The 19002-nt window shown below is 55.4% G+C and carries 17 protein-coding genes; 9 read left to right on the forward strand and 8 right to left on the reverse strand.

Going from position 1 to position 19002, the window contains the following annotated elements; all coding sequences use genetic code 11:
• Window positions 1-272 precede the first annotated feature (272 nt).
• The gene (locus AB8804_RS02810; RefSeq protein ID WP_371182883.1) at window positions 273-1568 is read left to right on the forward strand and encodes an MFS transporter; all 1296 of its coding nucleotides are present in this window, start codon (window positions 273-275) and stop codon (window positions 1566-1568) included.
• Here AB8804_RS02810 and AB8804_RS02815 read toward each other — a convergent pair.
• The 5 genes from AB8804_RS02815 to trxC all read right to left on the reverse strand — a co-directional run bounded on the left by AB8804_RS02815 (window position 1565) and on the right by trxC (window position 7285).
• Window positions 1565-1888 (reverse strand): YfiM family lipoprotein, encoded by a 324-nt coding sequence (locus AB8804_RS02815; protein ID WP_371182885.1) that lies wholly within the window; start codon window positions 1886-1888, stop codon window positions 1565-1567. The genes AB8804_RS02810 and AB8804_RS02815 overlap by 4 nt on opposite strands.
• 44 nt (window positions 1889-1932) lie before the next feature.
• Window positions 1933-3288 (reverse strand): CDP-diacylglycerol--serine O-phosphatidyltransferase, encoded by a 1356-nt coding sequence (gene pssA / locus AB8804_RS02820; RefSeq protein WP_371183489.1) that lies wholly within the window; start codon window positions 3286-3288, stop codon window positions 1933-1935.
• Between the two features lie 110 nt (window positions 3289-3398).
• Window positions 3399-6062 (reverse strand): protein lysine acetyltransferase, encoded by a 2664-nt coding sequence (pat, locus tag AB8804_RS02825; protein ID WP_371182887.1) that lies wholly within the window; start codon window positions 6060-6062, stop codon window positions 3399-3401.
• Window positions 6063-6097: 35 nt separating this feature from the next.
• On the reverse strand, window positions 6098-6796 hold the full coding sequence (locus AB8804_RS02830; protein WP_371182889.1) for a tRNA-uridine aminocarboxypropyltransferase: 699 nt from the start codon (window positions 6794-6796) through the stop codon (window positions 6098-6100).
• Between the two features lie 69 nt (window positions 6797-6865).
• Window positions 6866-7285, reverse strand: a complete 420-nt coding sequence (gene trxC, locus AB8804_RS02835) for a thioredoxin TrxC (RefSeq protein WP_371182891.1) — start codon at window positions 7283-7285, stop codon at window positions 6866-6868.
• Window positions 7286-7489: 204 nt separating this feature from the next.
• Here trxC and AB8804_RS02840 point away from each other — a divergent pair, with 204 nt between their 5' ends.
• On the forward strand, window positions 7490-8605 hold the full coding sequence (locus tag AB8804_RS02840) for a tRNA/rRNA methyltransferase (RefSeq protein ID WP_371182893.1): 1116 nt from the start codon (window positions 7490-7492) through the stop codon (window positions 8603-8605).
• A gap of 48 nt (window positions 8606-8653) precedes the next feature.
• Here AB8804_RS02840 and ung read toward each other — a convergent pair whose 3' ends face one another.
• Entirely contained in the window at window positions 8654-9343 is a 690-nt protein-coding gene (gene ung / locus AB8804_RS02845) for a uracil-DNA glycosylase (protein WP_371182894.1), read from the reverse strand.
• Between the two features lie 316 nt (window positions 9344-9659).
• Between ung and grcA the strand changes: the two genes are divergently transcribed.
• Window positions 9660-10043, forward strand: coding sequence for an autonomous glycyl radical cofactor GrcA (gene grcA / locus AB8804_RS02850; protein WP_112010178.1), 384 nt, complete (start codon window positions 9660-9662; stop codon window positions 10041-10043).
• A gap of 52 nt (window positions 10044-10095) precedes the next feature.
• Here grcA and srmB read toward each other — a convergent pair whose 3' ends face one another.
• The gene (gene srmB / locus AB8804_RS02855) at window positions 10096-11427 is read right to left on the reverse strand and encodes an ATP-dependent RNA helicase SrmB (protein ID WP_371182895.1); all 1332 of its coding nucleotides are present in this window, start codon (window positions 11425-11427) and stop codon (window positions 10096-10098) included.
• A 132-nt stretch (window positions 11428-11559) separates the two neighbouring features.
• On the opposite strand from srmB, the gene AB8804_RS02860 reads away from it, so the two are divergent.
• On the forward strand, window positions 11560-12297 hold the full coding sequence (locus tag AB8804_RS02860; RefSeq protein WP_371182896.1) for a tRNA1(Val) (adenine(37)-N6)-methyltransferase: 738 nt from the start codon (window positions 11560-11562) through the stop codon (window positions 12295-12297).
• On the opposite strand, the gene nadB is transcribed toward AB8804_RS02860, so the two are convergent.
• On the reverse strand, window positions 12282-13901 hold the full coding sequence (gene nadB, locus AB8804_RS02865) for an L-aspartate oxidase (protein WP_371182898.1): 1620 nt from the start codon (window positions 13899-13901) through the stop codon (window positions 12282-12284). The genes AB8804_RS02860 and nadB overlap by 16 nt on opposite strands.
• Window positions 13902-14328: 427 nt before the next feature.
• On the opposite strand from nadB, the gene rpoE reads away from it, so the two are divergent.
• The 5 genes from rpoE to lepA all read left to right on the forward strand — a co-directional run bounded on the left by rpoE (window position 14329) and on the right by lepA (window position 18997).
• Window positions 14329-14904, forward strand: coding sequence for an RNA polymerase sigma factor RpoE (gene rpoE, locus AB8804_RS02870; RefSeq protein WP_112010182.1), 576 nt, complete (start codon window positions 14329-14331; stop codon window positions 14902-14904).
• Window positions 14905-14935: 31 nt separating this feature from the next.
• Window positions 14936-15586, forward strand: a complete 651-nt coding sequence (gene rseA / locus AB8804_RS02875; protein ID WP_371182900.1) for an anti-sigma-E factor RseA — start codon at window positions 14936-14938, stop codon at window positions 15584-15586.
• On the forward strand, window positions 15586-16539 hold the full coding sequence (rseB, locus tag AB8804_RS02880; RefSeq protein ID WP_371182902.1) for a sigma-E factor regulatory protein RseB: 954 nt from the start codon (window positions 15586-15588) through the stop codon (window positions 16537-16539). The genes rseA and rseB overlap by 1 nt, the downstream gene beginning before the upstream one ends.
• Window positions 16536-17012, forward strand: a complete 477-nt coding sequence (gene rseC / locus AB8804_RS02885; protein WP_371182904.1) for a SoxR-reducing system protein RseC — start codon at window positions 16536-16538, stop codon at window positions 17010-17012. The genes rseB and rseC overlap by 4 nt, the downstream gene beginning before the upstream one ends.
• 185 nt (window positions 17013-17197) lie before the next feature.
• Window positions 17198-18997 (forward strand): translation elongation factor 4, encoded by a 1800-nt coding sequence (gene lepA, locus AB8804_RS02890; RefSeq protein ID WP_371182907.1) that lies wholly within the window; start codon window positions 17198-17200, stop codon window positions 18995-18997.
• Window positions 18998-19002: the final 5 nt, after the last annotated feature.

Raw genomic sequence — 19002 nt, forward strand, 5'->3', positions numbered from 1 at the left:
GCCGTAGCGCCGATGGTAGTGTGGGGTCTCCCCATGTGAGAGTAGGGAACTGCCAGGCATCAATTGAGAAGAACCCCGTACCGTAAGGTGCGGGGTTTTTTGCTTTGTGCGTTATTCCATTCTTAATCTTTCTCTTAATCACTTATCCTGCTAATGAAATTTGTGATCCTGATCTCAATACATAATATAACAAAATCATAACATTTTATTTACGAAGCAATTTAGCCCTGTGGACTCTGCACGCGGCTGTTTATGGCAGGAGCATAATCACAATGACAGAAAGTATTACATCGAACGGGGCGCTAACTCATAGCGACACCCGGAGAAGGGTATGGGCAATCGTCAGCGCCTCTTCAGGAAATCTGGTCGAATGGTTCGACTTTTACGTTTACTCATTTTGTTCACTCTACTTCGCACACATCTTTTTCCCCTCAGGAAACACGACAACGCAGCTACTCCAGACTGCTGGCGTATTTGCCGCTGGATTTCTTATGCGTCCTATTGGCGGCTGGCTGTTTGGCCGTATTGCAGATCGTCGCGGGCGCAAAACCTCCATGCTGATTTCGGTATGCATGATGTGTTTTGGTTCGCTAGTAATTGCTTGCTTACCCGGCTATGCGACGATTGGGACATGGGCTCCGGCCCTGCTGCTGCTTGCCCGTTTATTTCAGGGGCTATCCGTTGGCGGAGAATACGGAACAAGCGCGACCTATATGAGTGAAATTGCCGTTGAAGGTCGTAAGGGGTTTTACGCCTCTTTCCAGTACGTCACGCTCATTGGCGGTCAGCTATTGGCGATACTTGTCGTGGTGATCCTTCAACAGATCCTGACAGACGAACAGCTGCACAGCTGGGGTTGGCGCATCCCGTTTGCGATGGGGGCCGTGCTGGCCATTGTGGCGCTATGGCTGCGTCGCCAGCTGGATGAAACGTCGAAAAAGGACGTTATGGCGCTTAAGGAGGCGGGGACATTCAAAGGCCTGTGGCGCAACCGCAAAGCATTTTTAATGGTTCTGGGATTCACCGCGGGCGGTTCGCTCAGCTTTTACACCTTCACCACCTATATGCAAAAGTATCTGGTTAATACCACCGGAATGCATGCCAATGTCGCCAGCATTGTTATGACCGCGGCGCTGTTTGTCTTCATGCTCATACAGCCGGTCATTGGCGCACTCTCTGATAAAATAGGTCGACGCACATCAATGCTGATTTTTGGTGGCTTATCTGCGCTCTGTACGGTACCGATTCTATCCGCACTTCAGCATGTGTCCTCTCCCTACGCAGCGTTTGCGCTGGTGATGCTCGCAATGTTTATTGTGAGTTTCTATACCTCAATCAGCGGAATACTGAAGGCCGAAATGTTCCCTGCGCAGGTACGCGCGCTGGGCGTTGGGCTTTCTTATGCCGTGGCGAACGCGCTATTCGGTGGTTCCGCCGAATATGTTGCGCTAACGCTTAAATCGTGGGGGAGCGAAACCACCTTCTTCTGGTATGTCACCGCAATGGGAGCGCTGGCATTTATCGTATCGCTGATGCTGCATCGTAAAGGAAAAGGTATTCGTCTTTAATGATGCGCCATCTGCCACACGGCGTAGCCGGTCGTCGCTCCGGCGACGTCCCAGGCGAAATCTTTCCAGCTCCAGCCGCTCCCGGAAGGGCGGCTATCCCACAATTCTTTCGATGCACCAAGGCTGACTGAGAACATAAAACCTATCGCCGCGCTGCGATCCTGGCTATATCCCTGATGCTGAGCAACCTCATTACCGGCTGCGGACAGCATTGCAGATGCGAGAAAGTGTTGCGCTTTATCCTGACCGGACCAGCTATCGTTCGCCATATGGCTGCATCCGGTGAGTAAAAGAGTCGTAAGAAGAAGAGGGATACGCATCAACAGGCTCCATAAAAAAGCCCTGTCGATGCAGGGCCAGAGAATTACAGAATACGGCTGATAAGGCGGTCGATACGGATACGGCGTAAACGACGAATAAGCTTGCGGACTTTGACTGGATAATCGGCAATACTTTGCAGATCGCGGTAGTGACGAACCACGGTAGTATGCGTGCGAATAAGCTCAAGTTCGCGTTCACGCTTAGCCGCAAGTTCGTGCTTCGGATCGTGGATCAAAATGGCATTTTCCAAATCCAGGCGCCAGGCGCGCGGGTTCAGGTTGTTGCCCGTCAGCAGCATCCACTCGTCATCTACCCACATCCCTTTCAGATGGTAGCTGTTGTCTTCATCTTTCCACAGCCGCACAACCAGCTGATCCGTGTTGACGTAGTACTGCAAACGACTCAGGAAACGGCGCAGGTTAATTTCATAAAGATACGGCAGCGCGCCGATGATCTTAAACGGCTGATCTTCTGGAATAAAGAAATCATTCGCCGTTTTGTCGCCAACGATAATTTCGACCTTCTTACCGTCGCGCAGCAGCTGAATAATGTTGCGCACCAGAATGGCTGGAAGGTTGAAATAGGGCGTGCAGATGGTGAGCTTATGCTCTGCGCACGGCATCAGGTGGAAAATCGTTTTATTCAGCAGGCTGGATTTACCTAAACCAACCAGCGGGGTAACGGACAGCTCTTCGTTATTGGCATTGCCCTGAAAATGATAAACCGCGTCACGCAGCTCCTGGCGGAACGAACGAATATCGTTTTTAATTTCCGGGCTTTTAGGACGCTGAGGATCGTCAAGACGATTCACACCACGACCGTGCACCAGGTTTTTATCAACCCAGTTAAACATGATATCGGCCATCTGCGGGTTGCGAATCAGGTGGTAACGGTCGTAGCGGTATTTATCGAGCTGGTGCAGGTAAACGTCATTCAGGCTTGCGCCGCTGTACAGTACGCTGTCATCAATGATGAAGCCTTTGAAATGAAGAACGCCCAAGGCTTCTCGCGTATTCACCGGTACACCGTACACGGGAACATCAACGCCGGGGTTTTCCTGAGCGGTGCGGCAGTACCAGTCTGCATTGGTGTTTGAAGCAGCAGCGCCAATACGACCGCGCTGGCCGCGATGCCAGTCAACCAGCACGCGAACATCCAGTTCAGGGCGCTGACGTTTAGCTTCATAGAGCGCGTTCAGGATCGCGCGCCCACCTTCATCCTGTTCGAGATACAGCGCTACAATGCAGATGCGTCGCGTCGCGCTGGCAATCTTTTCCAGAAGCGTCTCCCGGAAATGAGCGGGAGCGTAAAAGAACTCTACATCATCAACTGACTGAGAAATCTTCGGTAGTTGAGCAAGGTGTTGTTGATGTTTATTACGCTTAAATTTTGACAACATCACAGTGCGTTTCTTCTCTGTTCATTGAAGGGTTGTCTGTACCATGCAAACAACATAAGCGGATAATGATACCACCAGTGCTGGCCAAAGTGGTTAACATTTCCAGTAGCTTACTCGTGTTTCTCTGGCGAACTCAGCCGCAGAGTCAGGGAAACAATGCCTTCATCCAGCTGAATATCCACGTCAAACCCGAGTTTTCGCGCAAGGGTCACCATACCGCGGTTGTTTGGCATAGTAATGCCGTTCAGGCGACGCAATCCGTGATCGCGGGTGTAACTGATGAGTTTTTCGAGTAATCGCCTGCCGAGCCCCAGACCTTTGAGATCGGACCGCACCAGCACCGCAAATTCTGCATCCACGTTATCCGGATCAGAAATCGCCCGGGTGACGCCGAGGATCTCTTCACCGCGTTCTGAACGTCGCACCGCCACAAATGCCATTTCTCGATCGTAGTCGATCTGGGTCATATTGGCTAAATCATCATGGGTAAATTCGTTGATTTCGCTAAAGTAGCGATAATAAAGATCTTCTTTGGTGACTTTAGAAATAAACGTTCTTAGCTGCGGCTCATCCTCCGGCAGGATAGGGCGAAACAGCGCGCGTTCACCATTTTTCATCTCCACCCACTCTTCCAGCTGCAGCGGGTAAGGGCGAATCGCCAGCCGGCTTTCGCGGTCGCCTTCAAACGGGGCAATATCAAGCGTCACGTCCAGCGCCGTAAATTCACTGCCGGAGGCCAGAAGGGGATGAATATCCAGCCGCTGGATCTCCGCGCAATCGACTATCAGGTTCGATACCTGCACCAGAAACTGGCTAAGGCCAGCAATATCAAGAGGTCGCAGCGCGCTGCGTCCGCGGATCTTTTTGCTTTTTATCGCCTGAATAATGAGGTACCGCGCCAGGTTCATGTTAAGTGGCGGCAGCGCCACGACGGCCTGCTCCTCGGGGCGCCACTCTATGCCGCCTTCGCCCAGCATAATTAGCGGACCAAACACCGGATCGTGTTCCACCACCACCCGCAGCTCCTGAGCGCCCGCGCGGTTCGCCATGCTTTGCACCAGCAGGCCGTGGATCCTGGCCTGTGGCCAGGCCATCTTCACGCGATCGATAATCGCATCGGCCGCCTGCTGAACTTCCGCCGCCGTGCGCAGATAGAGCATGACGCCCTGAATATCTGATTTATGCGGAATATCCGGCGAGCGAAGCTTCAGGGCAACGGGATAGCCGATTTGCTCAGCAATATGAACGGCCTCCGCGCTGTCGCTGGCAATCCAGGTTGGCAGGGTTTGCATGCCGTAGCTGCCCAAAATGGGCTGAACCTCATGCGTATCCAGCGACGTTGCGCCTTCTTCAAGCGCCTGCTGAAGGAGTCGGTGAACGTCGAGCGTGTTCGCCGTGAGGTTGCCGGGCAGGGCGGGCGTTTCGCGCAGCTGTTTCTGATTGCGGCGGTATTCCACCATATGCATAAACGCGGTGATGGTGCCTTCCGGGGTACGATAGGTCGGTAGCCCCGCCTCGCTGAATAATCGTCGGGCCTCCTGCGAAGAAAACTCGCCGCACCAGTTCGTTAAGAGCGTGACGTATTTCCCGCGCGGATGGTTATTTACCGCCTCAATGAGCGCCCGCGCGCTTTCACTGCCGGGCGCGACGGCGCTGGGCGAGTGGATAATAAGCAGCGCGTCAAAATCCTGGCTGTCGAGCAAGATGGATATTGCCTTAACGTAGCGCTCGCTGCTGGCGTCATCGCGCAGATCCAGCGGGTTGCCGGGGGATACGCTTGCAGGGAGCGCCTCACGCAGGCGCTGGAGCGTTTCCTCGCCCAGCGCGGCGAGTTTCCCGTTGCGTAGCCACAGCTCGTCCAGCGCAAGCGCGGCAGGCGCTGCGCCGTTGCTGACGATCATCAGCTTCTCTCCGCGCAGCGGCCGCATGTGGCTTAGCGTCTCGACGGCAGAAAAAAGCTCGTGCGTGTCCTGAACCCGCAGCAGGCCGGCGCGCTGTATCGCCGCGTCCCAGGCCGGGTCCATCCCGGAGTGGGAATGGAGCAGGCGCTGCGCCGCAGGGCTGCGTCCGCTTTTGATGACCAGGATCGGTTTATTCCGGGAGGCGCTGCGCGAGGCGGAAACGAAACGGCGCGCATCGCTCAGGTGTTCTAAATAGAGAAGAATGGCGCTGGTTTTCCCGTCTCGGGCCAGAAAGTCGAGCAGCTCGTCGACGTCGATGTCCAGGCTATCGCCGAGGGCAATGAAGTAAGAGAAGCCCATTTCCCGCTGCTGGGCCCAGTCGAGGATGGTGTTCGATACGGCAGCGGACTGGGAGATAAAAGCCAGCTTGCCTTTGCGAATCGGCACGGGGGAAAAGCTGGCGTTTAAACCCTGCCACGGTGCCAGCAGGCCCAGGCTGTTGGGACCCAAAATTCGCATCTGATACTGCCTTGCGCAGGCCAGCAGCTCGGCCTGCTGTTCGGGCGGCGACGAAAGAATGATGCAGGTTTTACAGCCTTTTTGACCGAGCGATTCCAGAAGCTCCAGATTCCGCTTCGCGTGCGTACAGAGGATCGCTAAATCGGGCTCGAAGGGCAGGCTTTGCACGTCCGGCCAGGCAAGCACGCCCTGAACCGCCTTATATGCAGGCGTGACGGGCATGACGGGGCCGTTGAATCCGCCGGCCAGCAGGTTACGCATCATCAGATAGCCTGCGCGATCCGGCTTCATTGATGCGCCAATAACGGCTATGGATTTCGGACGTAGTAGCGCTTCTAACCCTCGCTGGCTCATGCAGGTCTCCTGTTAATGCAAGCGACCTGATGATTTTAAACGCTTTCTGTCTCGGATGCTGTGACGTTGCCCTTATGAACGGTTTTTCCCGCCAGATAGCGTTCGCGGAAGCAGGAAAAATGGTCGCCCAGCGCGGCGGCGGCGCGCGTGTCCCCGGCGAGGTCGAGAAGCGCGATCGCCACTTCTGCGGTGCAATATTGCCCGTCGGCATGCGCTTCACGCAGGCGATAGGCCGATACGCGAGACAAATCGACGGAAATGACCGGCAGGGCGTCGAGGTACGGGCTTTTGCGGAACATCTTGCGCGCTTCCGTCCAGGTGCCGTCCAGCATAATAAACAGCGGCGGTTTACCGGAAGGGGGAGCGGACAATACCTGACGATGCTCTCCCGCGTAGGAGGCAGGAAACACGACCATTGGCTGGTAGGCTTCGCTGGCGACCAAATCGAGCAGCGCCTGGGGAGGCTCCGTTCGCGACCACTGGAACGCGGCGGTATCGGGCAGAATATCGGCAATCAAGCGCCCGGTATTGCTCGGCTTCATTGGTTCGGTATCAAACATCACCAGGCAAAAACGGCTCTCTGCACTGCTCGGCGCAAGCGTTTCACACAGGCAAACCTTAAGCGGCAGCAGGCAGCGCTGACAGCGGCGGATGCGGTTGCCGCGGGCGAGAAAAGGGCGAGTTGCGCGGGCAAGGCGTTCGGCGCGGAGTTGAAGAACAGCGTTATCAGTCATGGGCGAAGTGCGGAAAAAAGCCTATTTTCGCAGAGGCGGGAACGGGGCACAAGATGTGCCCCGGGGATCTTACGCGGACTCGTTCAGCCAGCTCTCGAACGGGGCCTTCGGTACCGCACCGTTGAGCATGTCGATAACCTCGCCATTTTTGAAAATCATGATGGTCGGGATGCTGCGAATGCGGAAGCGGGCGCTGAGCTCGCGTTCCGCTTCGGTGTTCACCTTCACAAAGCGCATTTTGCCGCTGCGCTCTTCGGCCACATCTTCAAAAACAGGCGCAAAGCTGCGGCATGGGCCACACCACGGTGCCCAGAAATCAACAACCACCGGGAGATCGTCCTTGAGGAGTTTGTCCAGCGTAGCACCCGTAGCGTTAATGACGTCGCCATCAAACAGTTCATGGCCGCAACGCCCGCATTTCGCACCATCGTCTATCCGATCTTCCGGAATGCGATTAAGAGCCTGACAGTTGGCACATACGGTATTCATAACTAACCTCTGTTAAAGCCGTGGGACAGCGGCAGAATGCCGGGGATGTTTCTAATATGTTACATATTATCAATGAGGCTGTTTAAAACGACAATGCGTTTTATTCAATGAGAACAATAGTCACAGGCTTTTGTACGAAATTATGGCTATGCGCTGGCACATCGGGTAATCTGCGCGCTTCGCGCAGCGCTGGTGGAGAAAAGCATGAACGACGAAATGAAAAACAAAAGCGGCAAGGTCAAAGTGATGTATGTCCGCAGTGATGATGACTCTGATAAACGCACCCAAAATCCGCGTACCGGAAAAGGTGGCGGGCGTCCGGCGTCCTCTCGTGCAGACGGTGGCCGTCGCCCCGCCCGCGATGACAGAAATTCCCGTGATGATGACCGCAAACGTGATGACCGTAAGCGTTCCGATCGCCCACGCAGTGACCGTCCACGCGACGATCGTCCGCGTGATGACTTCTCACGTGATAACGCCTCACCGTGGCGCACCGTGTCCCGCGCCCCTGGCGATGAAGCGCCGGAAAAAGCCGATCATGGCGGCATTAGCGGTAAAAGCTTTATCGACCCGGAAGTGCTTCGCCGCCAGCGTGCGGAAGAGACCCGCGTGTACGGTGAAAACGCCTGCCAGGCCCTGTTCCAGAGCCGTCCAGAGTGTATCGTTCGCGCATGGTTTATCCAGAGCGTCACGCCACGCTTTAAGGAAGCGCTTCGCTGGATGGCGGCAAACCGCAAGGCCTACCACGTGGTTGACGATGCCGAGCTGACCAAAGCGTCCGGTACCGAGCACCACGGCGGCGTCTGCTTCCTGATTAAAAAGCGTAACGGCACCACCGTTCAGCAGTGGGTCAGCCAGGCAGAAGCCGATGACTGCGTGCTGGCGCTGGAGGATGTGGGCAACCCGCATAACCTGGGCGCAATGATGCGCAGCTGCGCGCACTTTGGCGTGAAGGGCGTTCTGCTGCAGGATGCGGCTCTGCTGGAATCCGGTGCGGCTATCCGTACCGCAGAAGGCGGAGCCGAGCACGTTCAGCCGATCACCGGTGATAGCGTTCTGGATGCAATCGAGCAGTTCCGCAAGGCGGGCTATTCCATTGTGACCACGTCAAGCCACGCCGGTACGCCGCTGTTCAAAGCAACGCTGCCGCGTAAGATGGTGCTGGTGCTGGGTCAGGAACGTGATGGCCTGTCAGACGCCGCGCTGTCCAGCGCCGATCTGAGTGTCTCTATTGACGGGACGGGCAATGTAGAAAGCCTCAACGTCTCCGTTGCAACCGGCGTTCTGCTGGCTGAATGGTGGCGTCAGAACAAAGCCTAAGCCCTTATGCTTTGCGTATGCCCGGCGAGCCGGGCATACGCACTCAGTTTACTCACTCTCTGCCGGTAACACGGGCATCCAGTCAATCGGCTTTTCGCCACGCTTTTCCAGCCACTCATTCGTCAGAACAAAATGGTTACTGCCAAAGAAGCCGCGGTGCGCGGAGAGCGGTGACGGGTGCGGCGCTTTCAGTACGTGATGGCGCTGGCGGTCGATAATCGCCCCTTTCTTCTGCGCGTGAGATCCCCAAAGTAAAAACACAACGCCTTCGCGATGCTCGTTGATAAGGCTAATCACCTTATCGGTAAAGGTTTCCCAGCCCAGGCTGGCGTGGGAATGCGCCTGACCTGCGCGCACGGTCAGCACGGTGTTTAACAACAGCACCCCCTGATGCGCCCAGCTTTCAAGGTAGCCGTGTTTGGGACGTGTAAAGCCCGGTATCGTACCTTCGAGCTCTTTATACATATTCAACAAAGAGGGCGGAATGGCAATCCCAGGGCGTACGGAAAAGGCGAGCCCGTGCGCCTGGCCCGGCCCGTGGTAAGGATCCTGGCCCAGAATCACGACCTTCACATCGTTCAGCTCGGTGTAGCGAAACGCGTTAAAAACGTCCTTCTGCGGGGGATAGATCGTCTGGCCAGCCTGACGCTCTGCCGCTACGGTGCTCAGCGTGTTAATGAAGTAGGGCTGCTGCTTTTCGTCGGCCAGCACGTCATGCCATGTCAGCGGTGTGGTCATCTCGCTCTCCTGCGAATTTTTAAACTGCGCCTAGCTTACCCGCTAACGCCAGATGAGCAAAATCCCACGGCAAGATTCTTCTCTAAGTCCTTCAATTATATTTTAAAAAGCGCGGAATGATTTGAATTGGTAAAGTGCTTAAATTGATCTAAAGCAATAAATTCAAACCACACTCTTTATGTGGTTGGTGTTTTTGTTGATTTAAATCAATAAATCACACAGGCCTGAGTGATATATATACACACAAGCAACAATGGTTTTACCAATTGGCCGCTAGCGGCCGAATCCAGATAATGTAGCCTAAGGGAGGCAACACATGATTACGGGTATCCAGATCACTAAAGCGGCAAACGACGACCTGATGAACTCTTTCTGGCTGCTGGACAGCGAGAAAGGCGAAGCGCGCTGCGTGGTAGCTAAAGCAGGATTTGCTGAAGATGAAATCGTACCGGTCAGCAAGCTGGGCGAAATCGAATACCGTGAAATTCCAATGGAAGTGAAGCCGGAAGTTCGCGTTGAAGGCGGTCAGCACCTGAACGTTAACGTTCTGCGTCGCGAAACGCTGATGGATGCCGTTGAGCACCCGGAAAAATACCCACAGCTGACCATCCGCGTGTCTGGCTATGCGGTACGCTTCAACTCTCTGACCCCAGAACAGCAGCGTGACGTTATCGCACGTACCTTCACTGAAAGCCTGTAAGGTTTTCAGCCGCGGGGTGGAATAAAAAAGCCGGGATAATCCCGGCTTTTTTTTACTCTTCGCTTTTTGATTCTGGCGCAGCAGCAGCGCTTGGCTTACGGCGCTTACCAATGTTCTTGGTATCGCGGTGACGCTGCTTCACGCGCGGCTTCTCTTTTTCTTTCTCTTTTCTTTCGGCGCGTTTAGCGAGCGCTTTCTTGGACGGTTTGCCCGTCATTTTTTCGCTTGGCGCGCGGGTCACCGGGCGAAGCTCATTAATCACGCGCGCTTTCAAAGGCTCATCGATGTAGCGGCCGATTTTCTGCAGCAGCAGGTAGTCGTGCGCCTCGACCAGAGAAATCGCAATACCCTTGCGGCCCGCGCGGCCGGTACGGCCAATGCGGTGCAGATAGGTATCTCCGCTGCGCGGCATATCGAAGTTGATCACGTGGCTAACGTCCGGAATGTCGATCCCGCGCGCGGCAACGTCCGTTGCGACCAGAACGTTTACGCGGCCATCGGTCAAACGCTTGATGCCTTCGGTACGCTTAACCTGCGCCATCTCGCCTTCAAGATAGCAGTTGTTGATCCCGGCATTGCGCAGCATCTCTGCCAGCTCATGCACGCGCTCGCGCTTGCGCACGAAGACGATGGTGCGGGTCGCATCTTCCTGCTTCAGCAGGTGCTTAAGCAGCTCAACCTTGTGCTCAAGGTTATCCGCACGGTAGTACCACTGGTGAATTTTTTTACGTTCGCGGGTTGAAGGCGTAGCGGATACTTCTGCCGGGTCTTCCAGCAGGCGCTCTGCGAAGTCTTTAATCGCGTCCCCTTCAAGAGTGGCAGAGAACAGCATCGTCTGGTTGCGCCAGCGCGTCTCGCCCGCGATGTGTTCAATATCCTGCGCAAAGCCCATGTCCAGCATGCGGTCGGCTTCGTCGAGGATCAGCGTTTCAACCGCGCGGCAGTCAAAGTTCTCTTCTTTGATGTACTGCAGCAGGCGGCCCGTCGTCGCCACGACGATGTCCTGGTTTTCGCTGAACACCTCGGCGTGGTTCATATACGCAACGCCGCCGGTGATCGTGGCGATATCCAGGTGAGTATTTGCCGCAAGCTCACGCGCGTGTTCGGCAACCTGCATTGCCAGCTCGCGCGTTGGCGTTAAGATCAAAATGCGCGGCGGGCCAGATTTTTTACGTGGGAAATCGAGCAGATGCTGCAAGACAGGCAGCAGATAGGCTGCTGTTTTCCCCGTGCCGGTTGGCGCAGAACCGAGCACATCGCGGCCTTCCAGTGCAGGCGGAATGGCCGCGGCCTGAATGGCGGTCGGGCGTGTAAAGCCTTTGCTCTCAAGTGCATTGAGCAGGCTTTCATCGAGTTCAAGTTCGGAAAATGTCGTTACAGTCATGTTCTACCTCTGTGTGGGGCGCTGATTATAGACGTTACGGCTGTAATCTTCATCTGTTTGTATGGATATCGCTTTTCGACCACTTCGCTTTCCCCTATGCTACTCCAGTTTCACTTAGAAGGTTGCCCCGTCATGTCTCAACTCAAAGCGCAATTGCGCCGCGATGGTTTCACATTCAAACAGTTCTTTATTGCCCACGATCGCTGTGCGATGAAAGTCGGTACAGACGGTATTTTACTGGGCGCGTGGGCACCTGTCGCAGGGGCAAAACGCATTCTTGATATCGGCACCGGCAGCGGGCTGCTGGCGTTAATGCTGGCGCAACGCACGGATGAACATGTCACTATTGATGCCGTTGAGCTGGATGCCGAGGCCGCTGAGCAGGCGGGTGAAAACGCGGCTGAATCCCCGTGGGCGAATCGCGTTAAGGTGGAATGTGCCGATGTGCTGGCCTGGGCGCCGGAGCAGACGGCGCGTTACGATCTTATCGTAAGCAATCCACCTTACTATGCGCCGGGCGTAGAGTGCGGGACGCCGGAGCGCGAGCGGGCGCGCTATACCGGATCGCTCGACCACCGTGCGCTATTAACCAGCGCGGCAGAGCTCATCTCTGAAGAGGGTTTTTTCTGCGTGGTATTACCGGAGAGCACCGGTAACACCTTTATTGCTATCGCGCGGGAAATCGGCTGGAACCTGCGCTTGCGTACTGATATCTCCGATACCGAAGGCCGCCTGCCGCACCGCGTGCTGCTGGCGCTCTCCCCGACGGAGGGCGAGTCCTTTAACGACAGAATGGTGATCCGCGGGCCAGACCAGCGCTACTCCGACGACTATACTGCGCTGACCCAGGCGTTCTACCTGTTTATGTGAACCTGCGGAGAGAGCACTGACGGGCCGGATCCTGCCAGCGGGTCGGGATAGTCCAGGGTGTAGTGCAGGCCGCGGCTCTCTTTACGCATCATCGCGCAGCGAACGATCAGCTCAGCAACCTGCACCAGGTTGCGCAGCTCCAGCAGGTTGTTGGACACGCGGAAGTTAGCGTAGTACTCGTCAATCTCCTGCTGCAGCATCGTAATCCTACGTAAGGCGCGCTCGAGACGTTTCGTTGTACGCACAATCCCAACGTAATCCCACATCAAGAGCCTCAGCTCATGCCAGTTATGCTGGATAACGACCCGTTCATCCGGATTGTCCACGCGGCTTTCATCCCATTCTGGCAACTGCTCCGCCAGGCGGGCGTAGGGCATGCGCCGGGTGATATCTTCCGCGGCTGACCAGCCGTAAACCAGACACTCCAGCAGCGAGTTGGACGCCATTCGATTTGCGCCGTGCAGGCCGGTGTAGCTCACCTCGCCGATGGCATACAGCCCGTCTACGTCGGTACGACCATGCTCATCGACCATTACGCCGCCGCAGGTATAGTGGGCAGCGGGGACGATTGGCACCGGGTCGCGCGTCAGATCGATGCCCTGGCTCAGCAGCTTCTCGTAAATCATTGGGAAATGCTGACGAATGAATTCGGCGGGCTTATGGCTGATATCCAGATACATGCAGTCCACGCCCAGACGCTTCATCTCGTGGTCAATGGCGCGGGCGACGATATCGCGCGGCGCGAGCTCGCCCCTGTCGTCAAAATCAGGCATGAAGCGCGAGCCGTCCGGGCGCTTGAGATAAGCCCCTTCGCCGCGAAGCGCTTCCGTCAGCAGGAAGTTGCGCGCCTGAGGATGGAACAGGGCGGTGGGGTGGAACTGGTTGAACTCGAGGTTTGCCACGCGGCAGCCGGCGCGCCAGGCCATCGCAATGCCGTCGCCAGAGGAAATATCCGGGTTGGTCGTATACTGATAAACCTTAGATGCGCCGCCGGTTGCCAGTACCACCGCTTTAGCCCGGCAGGTTTCTACCGCTTCTTTATTTCGGTTCCACACCCAGGCTCCAACGGCGCGGCGCGTGCCGGGCAGGCCAATCTTGTCGGAGACGATCAGGTCGACCGCGTTGCTGCGCTCCAGAACCTGAATGTTGGGATGTGCCAGCGCCTTGCCGACCAGCGTGGTCTCAACGGCCTTCCCGGTGGCGTCCGCGGCGTGCAGAATGCGGCGATGACTATGCCCGCCTTCACGCGTCAGGTGATAGCTCTCCTCACCGTTTGGCTGAACCTGAGTATCAAATAAGACCCCCTGATCGATAAGCCATTGAACGCAGTGGCGGGCATTGCTGGCGACAAACTCTGCGGCGCGAGCGTCCACGATACCGGCTCCGGCAATCAGCGTGTCTTCAACGTGTGACGCGACGCTGTCCGTTTCATCAAACACGGCGGCAATTCCGCCCTGTGCGTAAAAGGTTGAGCCCTCGCTTATCGGCCCTTTACTGAGAACAATAACCTTGTGATGTTCGGCCAGGCGCAGCGCCAGCGAAAGTCCAGCAGCGCCGCTGCCGATGATTAAGACGTCACAATGAAGTTCAGATGGTGTAGTCATGATGGATTTTGTTTAATTTACTAAACAGTGTTTGGCCAGAGTAGCACTATAGCGAGAGTTATCGCACGTTTTTTTTGCTAATTGTTGTGGCCGCTAAACATGAATTGGCTCGTTAGAACGCGCTAAAAAGGCGAAAATATTTTGCGAAGCAGGTCGTTAGCTTCAGATTTTGTAGTGAAATTAACCCGGTGTTGCGTTACTCTTCTGGCGGGAAATGTAGTGTTTCTTGTGAGAAAGTGGGTACGTATCGTGAACAGACTTATAATGAGAGAAAATGAACGGTCTGCGACGCGATTAACAAAAACAAAGGCGTGACGGAACTTATTGAAGAACAGACTCTCTAAACCGGTGCTTGCTCAAAGTACGATGTTTTAGAGTGGCGTTTCGATAACGCGTGGAATTTAGGTTTGGGGAGACATTACCTCGGATGAGCGAGCAGTTAACGGACCAGGTCCTGGTTGAACGGGTCCAGAAGGGAGATCAGAAAGCCTTTAACTTACTGGTGGTGCGCTACCAGCATAAGATGGCGAGCCTGGTTTCCCGCTATGTACCGTCAGGTGATGTACCTGACGTTGTACAAGAGTCTTTTATTAAGGCCTATCGTGCGCTGGATTCTTTCCGGGGAGATAGTGCTTTTTACACCTGGCTGTATCGTATTGCAGTGAATACAGCTAAAAACTACCTGGTCGCTCAGGGCCGTCGTCCACCCTCTACTGACGTGGACGCCATTGACGCCGAAAACTTCGAAAGTGGCGGCGCATTGAAAGAAATTTCGAACCCTGAGAACTTAATGTTGTCAGAAGAACTGAGACAAATAGTTTTTCGTACGATTGAGTCGCTCCCGGAAGATTTACGCATGGCAATTACGTTGCGGGAGCTGGATGGACTTAGCTATGAAGAGATAGCCGCCATCATGGATTGTCCGGTCGGTACGGTTCGCTCACGAATTTTCCGTGCGCGAGAAGCTATTGATAATAAAGTTCAACCGCTTATCAGGCGTTGACGATAGCGGGATACTGGAAAAGGTATTAGGCATGCAGAAAGAAAAACTTTCCGCTTTAATGGATGGCGAAACGCTGGATAGTGAGCTGCTTAATGAGCTGTCTCATTCTCCCGAAATGCAAGAGACCTGGGAGAGCTATCATCTCATCCGCGATACGATGCGCGGTGATACCGGCAACGTTCTCCATTTCGATATCTCAGCACGCGTTATGGCGGCTATCGAAAATGAGCCTGTTCATCAGACCACTCCACTGATCCCTGAAGCGCAACCGGCGCCTCACCAGTGGCAAAAAATGCCGTTTTGGCAGAAGGTGCGTCCATGGGCCAGCCAGCTCACGCAAATGGGTGTGGCTGCATGCGTATCGCTTGCAGTTATCGTTGGCGTCCAGCACTATAATACGCAGTCTGAAGCCAGCCAGCAGCCTGAAGCGCCTGTGTTTAACACAATGCCGATGATGGGCAAAGCCAGCCCGGTGAGCCTGGGCGTTCCAGCTGATGCCTCCGCAAGCGGCGGACAGCAACAGCAGGTTCAAGAGCAGCGCCGTCGCATTAATGCGATGCTCCAGGATTATGAGCTGCAGCGTCGTCTGCACTCTGAGCAGCTTCAGTTTGAGCAGGCCCAAACGCAGCAGGCCGCTGTGCAGGTGCCAGGAAACCAAACTCTAGGAACGCAATCGCAGTAATGAAGCAACTTTGGTTCGCCATGTCTTTAGTGGCTGGTGGCCTGTTCTTCTCAGCTAACGCCTCGGCTGATGTATCATCCGGGGCGTTGTTGCAGCAGATGAACCTGGCCAGCCAGTCGCTCAACTACGAGTTGGCATTTATCAGCATCAACAAGCAGGGCGTTGAGTCATTACGCTATCGCCATGCCCGTCTTGATAATCAGCCGCTTGCCCAGCTTTTGCAGATGGACGGCCCGCGTCGCGAAGTGGTTCAGCGTGGTAGCGAAATCAGCTATTTCGAGCCGGGTCTTGAGCCGTTTACGCTCAATGGCGACTATATCGTTGATTCCCTGCCGTCACTCATTTACACCGATTTCAAGCGTCTTGCCCCATACTACGATTTCATTTCTGTAGGGCGCACGCGCATCGCGGACAGGCTTTGCGAAGTGATTCGCGTAGTGGCGCGGGATGGTACGCGCTACAGCTATATTGTCTGGATTGACGCGGAAACCAAACTTCCAATGCGCGTCGACCTGCTCGATCGCGACGGTGAAACGCTGGAACAGTTCCGCGTGATCTCCTTCAGCGTCAACAATCAGGTCGGGACTAACATGCAGAATCTGGCTAAGGCCAGCCTGCCGCCGCTGCTTTCCGTTCCCCAAGGGGATTCTGTGAACTTCAACTGGGTGCCTTCGTGGATCCCTCAGGGGTTCAGCGAAATTTCCAGCAGCCGTCGCCAGCTTCCAACCATTGAAACGCCGGTTGAATCGCGCCTTTATTCCGATGGTCTATTTAGCTTCTCAGTGAATATTAACCGCGCCTCGGCAAACAGCTCCGAGCAAATGCTCCGTACCGGACGCCGGACGGTGAGCACCACGGTGCGCGATAACGCTGAGATCACCATTGTTGGCGAGCTGCCGCCGCAAACCGCGAAGCGCATTTCTGACAGCATCAAATTCAGGGCCGCACAATGATCAAAGAGTGGGCCACGGTCGTCTCGTGGAATAACGGCATCGCACTGGTAAGCTGTGATGTGAAAGCATCGTGCAACAGCTGCGCTTCACGAGCCGGGTGCGGTAGCCGCGTGCTGAATAAGCTTGGGCCGCAAACCTCGCACACGATTTCAGTCCCAAGCGAGCAGCCGCTGGTGGAAGGGCAGAAGGTTGAGCTCGGGATTGCGGAAGGCAGTTTGCTGACTTCCGCCGTTCTGGTTTATCTCTCTCCGCTGGTGGGGCTGTTCGTCATGGGAGGCGTCTTCCAGATGCTGTTCGGCACGGATTTGTCCGCCATGTTCGGCGCTGCGCTCGGGGGCGTAGGCGGATTTTTGCTTGCCAAAGGCTTATCGCCAAGGCTTGCTGCCCGCGAGGAGTGGCAGCCCGTGATTCTTAGCGTCGCGTTGGCACCCGACCAGCTTCGCGTTGAGACACTTTCTACTGAAGCCCGGTAATTCACCGGGCTTTATCATTATTTACATCTCAAAAAAGAAAACGCCGTTTCTTCCGGCTATGCTTGGCTCTAAGTGCATTTCCAGGTAACGGAGATGTAGTGTAGAATGCTGCGTTTTCGCACTGAAAAACGTCAGGCTAAGAACAGCGGCCTCCAGGAATTCGTAAGGCATAATTATTTAACTATATGAAGAACATACGTAACTTTTCGATCATTGCTCACATTGACCACGGTAAGTCGACGCTGTCTGACCGTATTATCCAGATTTGCGGTGGCCTGTCTGATCGTGAAATGGCAGCCCAGGTACTGGACTCCATGGACCTGGAACGCGAACGCGGTATTACCATTAAAGCGCAGAGCGTTACGCTCGACTACAAAGCGTCTGATGGCGAAACCTATCAGCTGAACTTTATCGACACTCCGGGCCACGTTGACTTCTCCTATGAAGTATCGCGCTCGCTGGCGGCCTGTGAAGGCGCGCTGCTGGTGGTCGATGCCGGTCAGGGCGTAGAAGCTCAGACCCTGGCAAACTGCTACACCGCGATGGAAATGGACCTCGAGGTTGTGCCGGTTCTGAACAAAATCGACCTGCCAGCTGCCGATCCTGAGCGCGTGGCGGAAGAAATTGAAGATATCGTCGGCATTGATGCGACCGATGCGGTGCGCTGCTCGGCCAAAACCGGCGTCGGCGTTCCGGACGTGCTGGAACGTCTGGTGCGCGATATTCCACCGCCAGAAGGCGATCCGGAAGCCCCGCTTCAGGCGCTGATCATCGACTCCTGGTTTGATAACTACCTGGGCGTTGTCTCGCTGGTGCGTATTAAAAACGGCACCATGCGTAAAGGCGACAAAATCAAGGTGATGAGCACCGGCCAGGTCTACAATGCGGATCGCCTGGGCATCTTCACCCCTAAACAGGTTGACCGTACCGAGCTGAAATGCGGCGAGGTAGGCTGGCTGGTCTGTGCGATTAAAGACATTCTCGGCGCGCCGGTAGGGGATACCCTGACGCTGGCCCGTAACCCGGCGGATAAAGCGCTGCCGGGCTTTAAAAAAGTGAAGCCGCAGGTCTACGCCGGACTCTTCCCGGTCAGCTCTGACGACTACGAGAACTTCCGCGATGCGCTTGGCAAGCTGAGCCTCAACGATGCCTCCCTGTTCTACGAGCCAGAAAGCTCAACGGCGCTGGGCTTCGGCTTCCGCTGCGGCTTCCTCGGCCTGCTGCACATGGAGATCATCCAGGAGCGTCTGGAACGTGAATACGATCTGGATCTGATCACCACCGCGCCGACCGTAGTCTATGAAGTCGAAACCACCTCAAAAGAGGTTATCTACGTCGACAGCCCGTCCAAGCTGCCGCCGCTGAATAACATTCAGGAGCTGCGCGAGCCTATCGCAGAGTGTCACATGCTGCTGCCGCAGGAGTTCCTGGGCAACGTGATCACCCTGTGTATCGAAAAGCGCGGCGTACAGACCAACATGGTTTACCACGGTAACCAGGTGGCGCTGACCTACGAAATCCCGATGGCGGAAGTGGTGCTCGACTTCTTCGACCGCCTGAAGTCGACCTCTCGCGGCTACGCGTCGCTGGATTACAACTTCAAACGCTTCCAGGCCTCCAACATGGTGCGTGTGGACGTGCTGATCAACAGCGAGCGTGTGGATGCGCTGGCGCTGATCACCCACAACGACAACGCGCCTTACCGCGGTCGCGAGCTGGTTGAGAAGATGAAAGAGTTGATCCCGCGTCAGCAGTTTGACATCGCGATTCAGGCGGCCATTGGCAACCACATCATCGCGCGTTCAACCGTGAAGCAGCTGCGTAAAAACGTACTGGCGAAGTGCTACGGCGGCGACGTCAGCCGTAAGAAAAAGCTGCTGCAGAAGCAGAAAGACGGTAAGAAGCGCATGAAGCAGGTCGGTAACGTTGAGCTACCGCAGGAAGCATTCCTTGCCATTCTTCACGTTGGCAAAGACGGCAAATAACCCTT

Source organism: Enterobacter sp. KBR-315C3_2022 (assembly GCF_041399425.1).
GTDB lineage: Bacteria > Pseudomonadota > Gammaproteobacteria > Enterobacterales > Enterobacteriaceae > Enterobacter.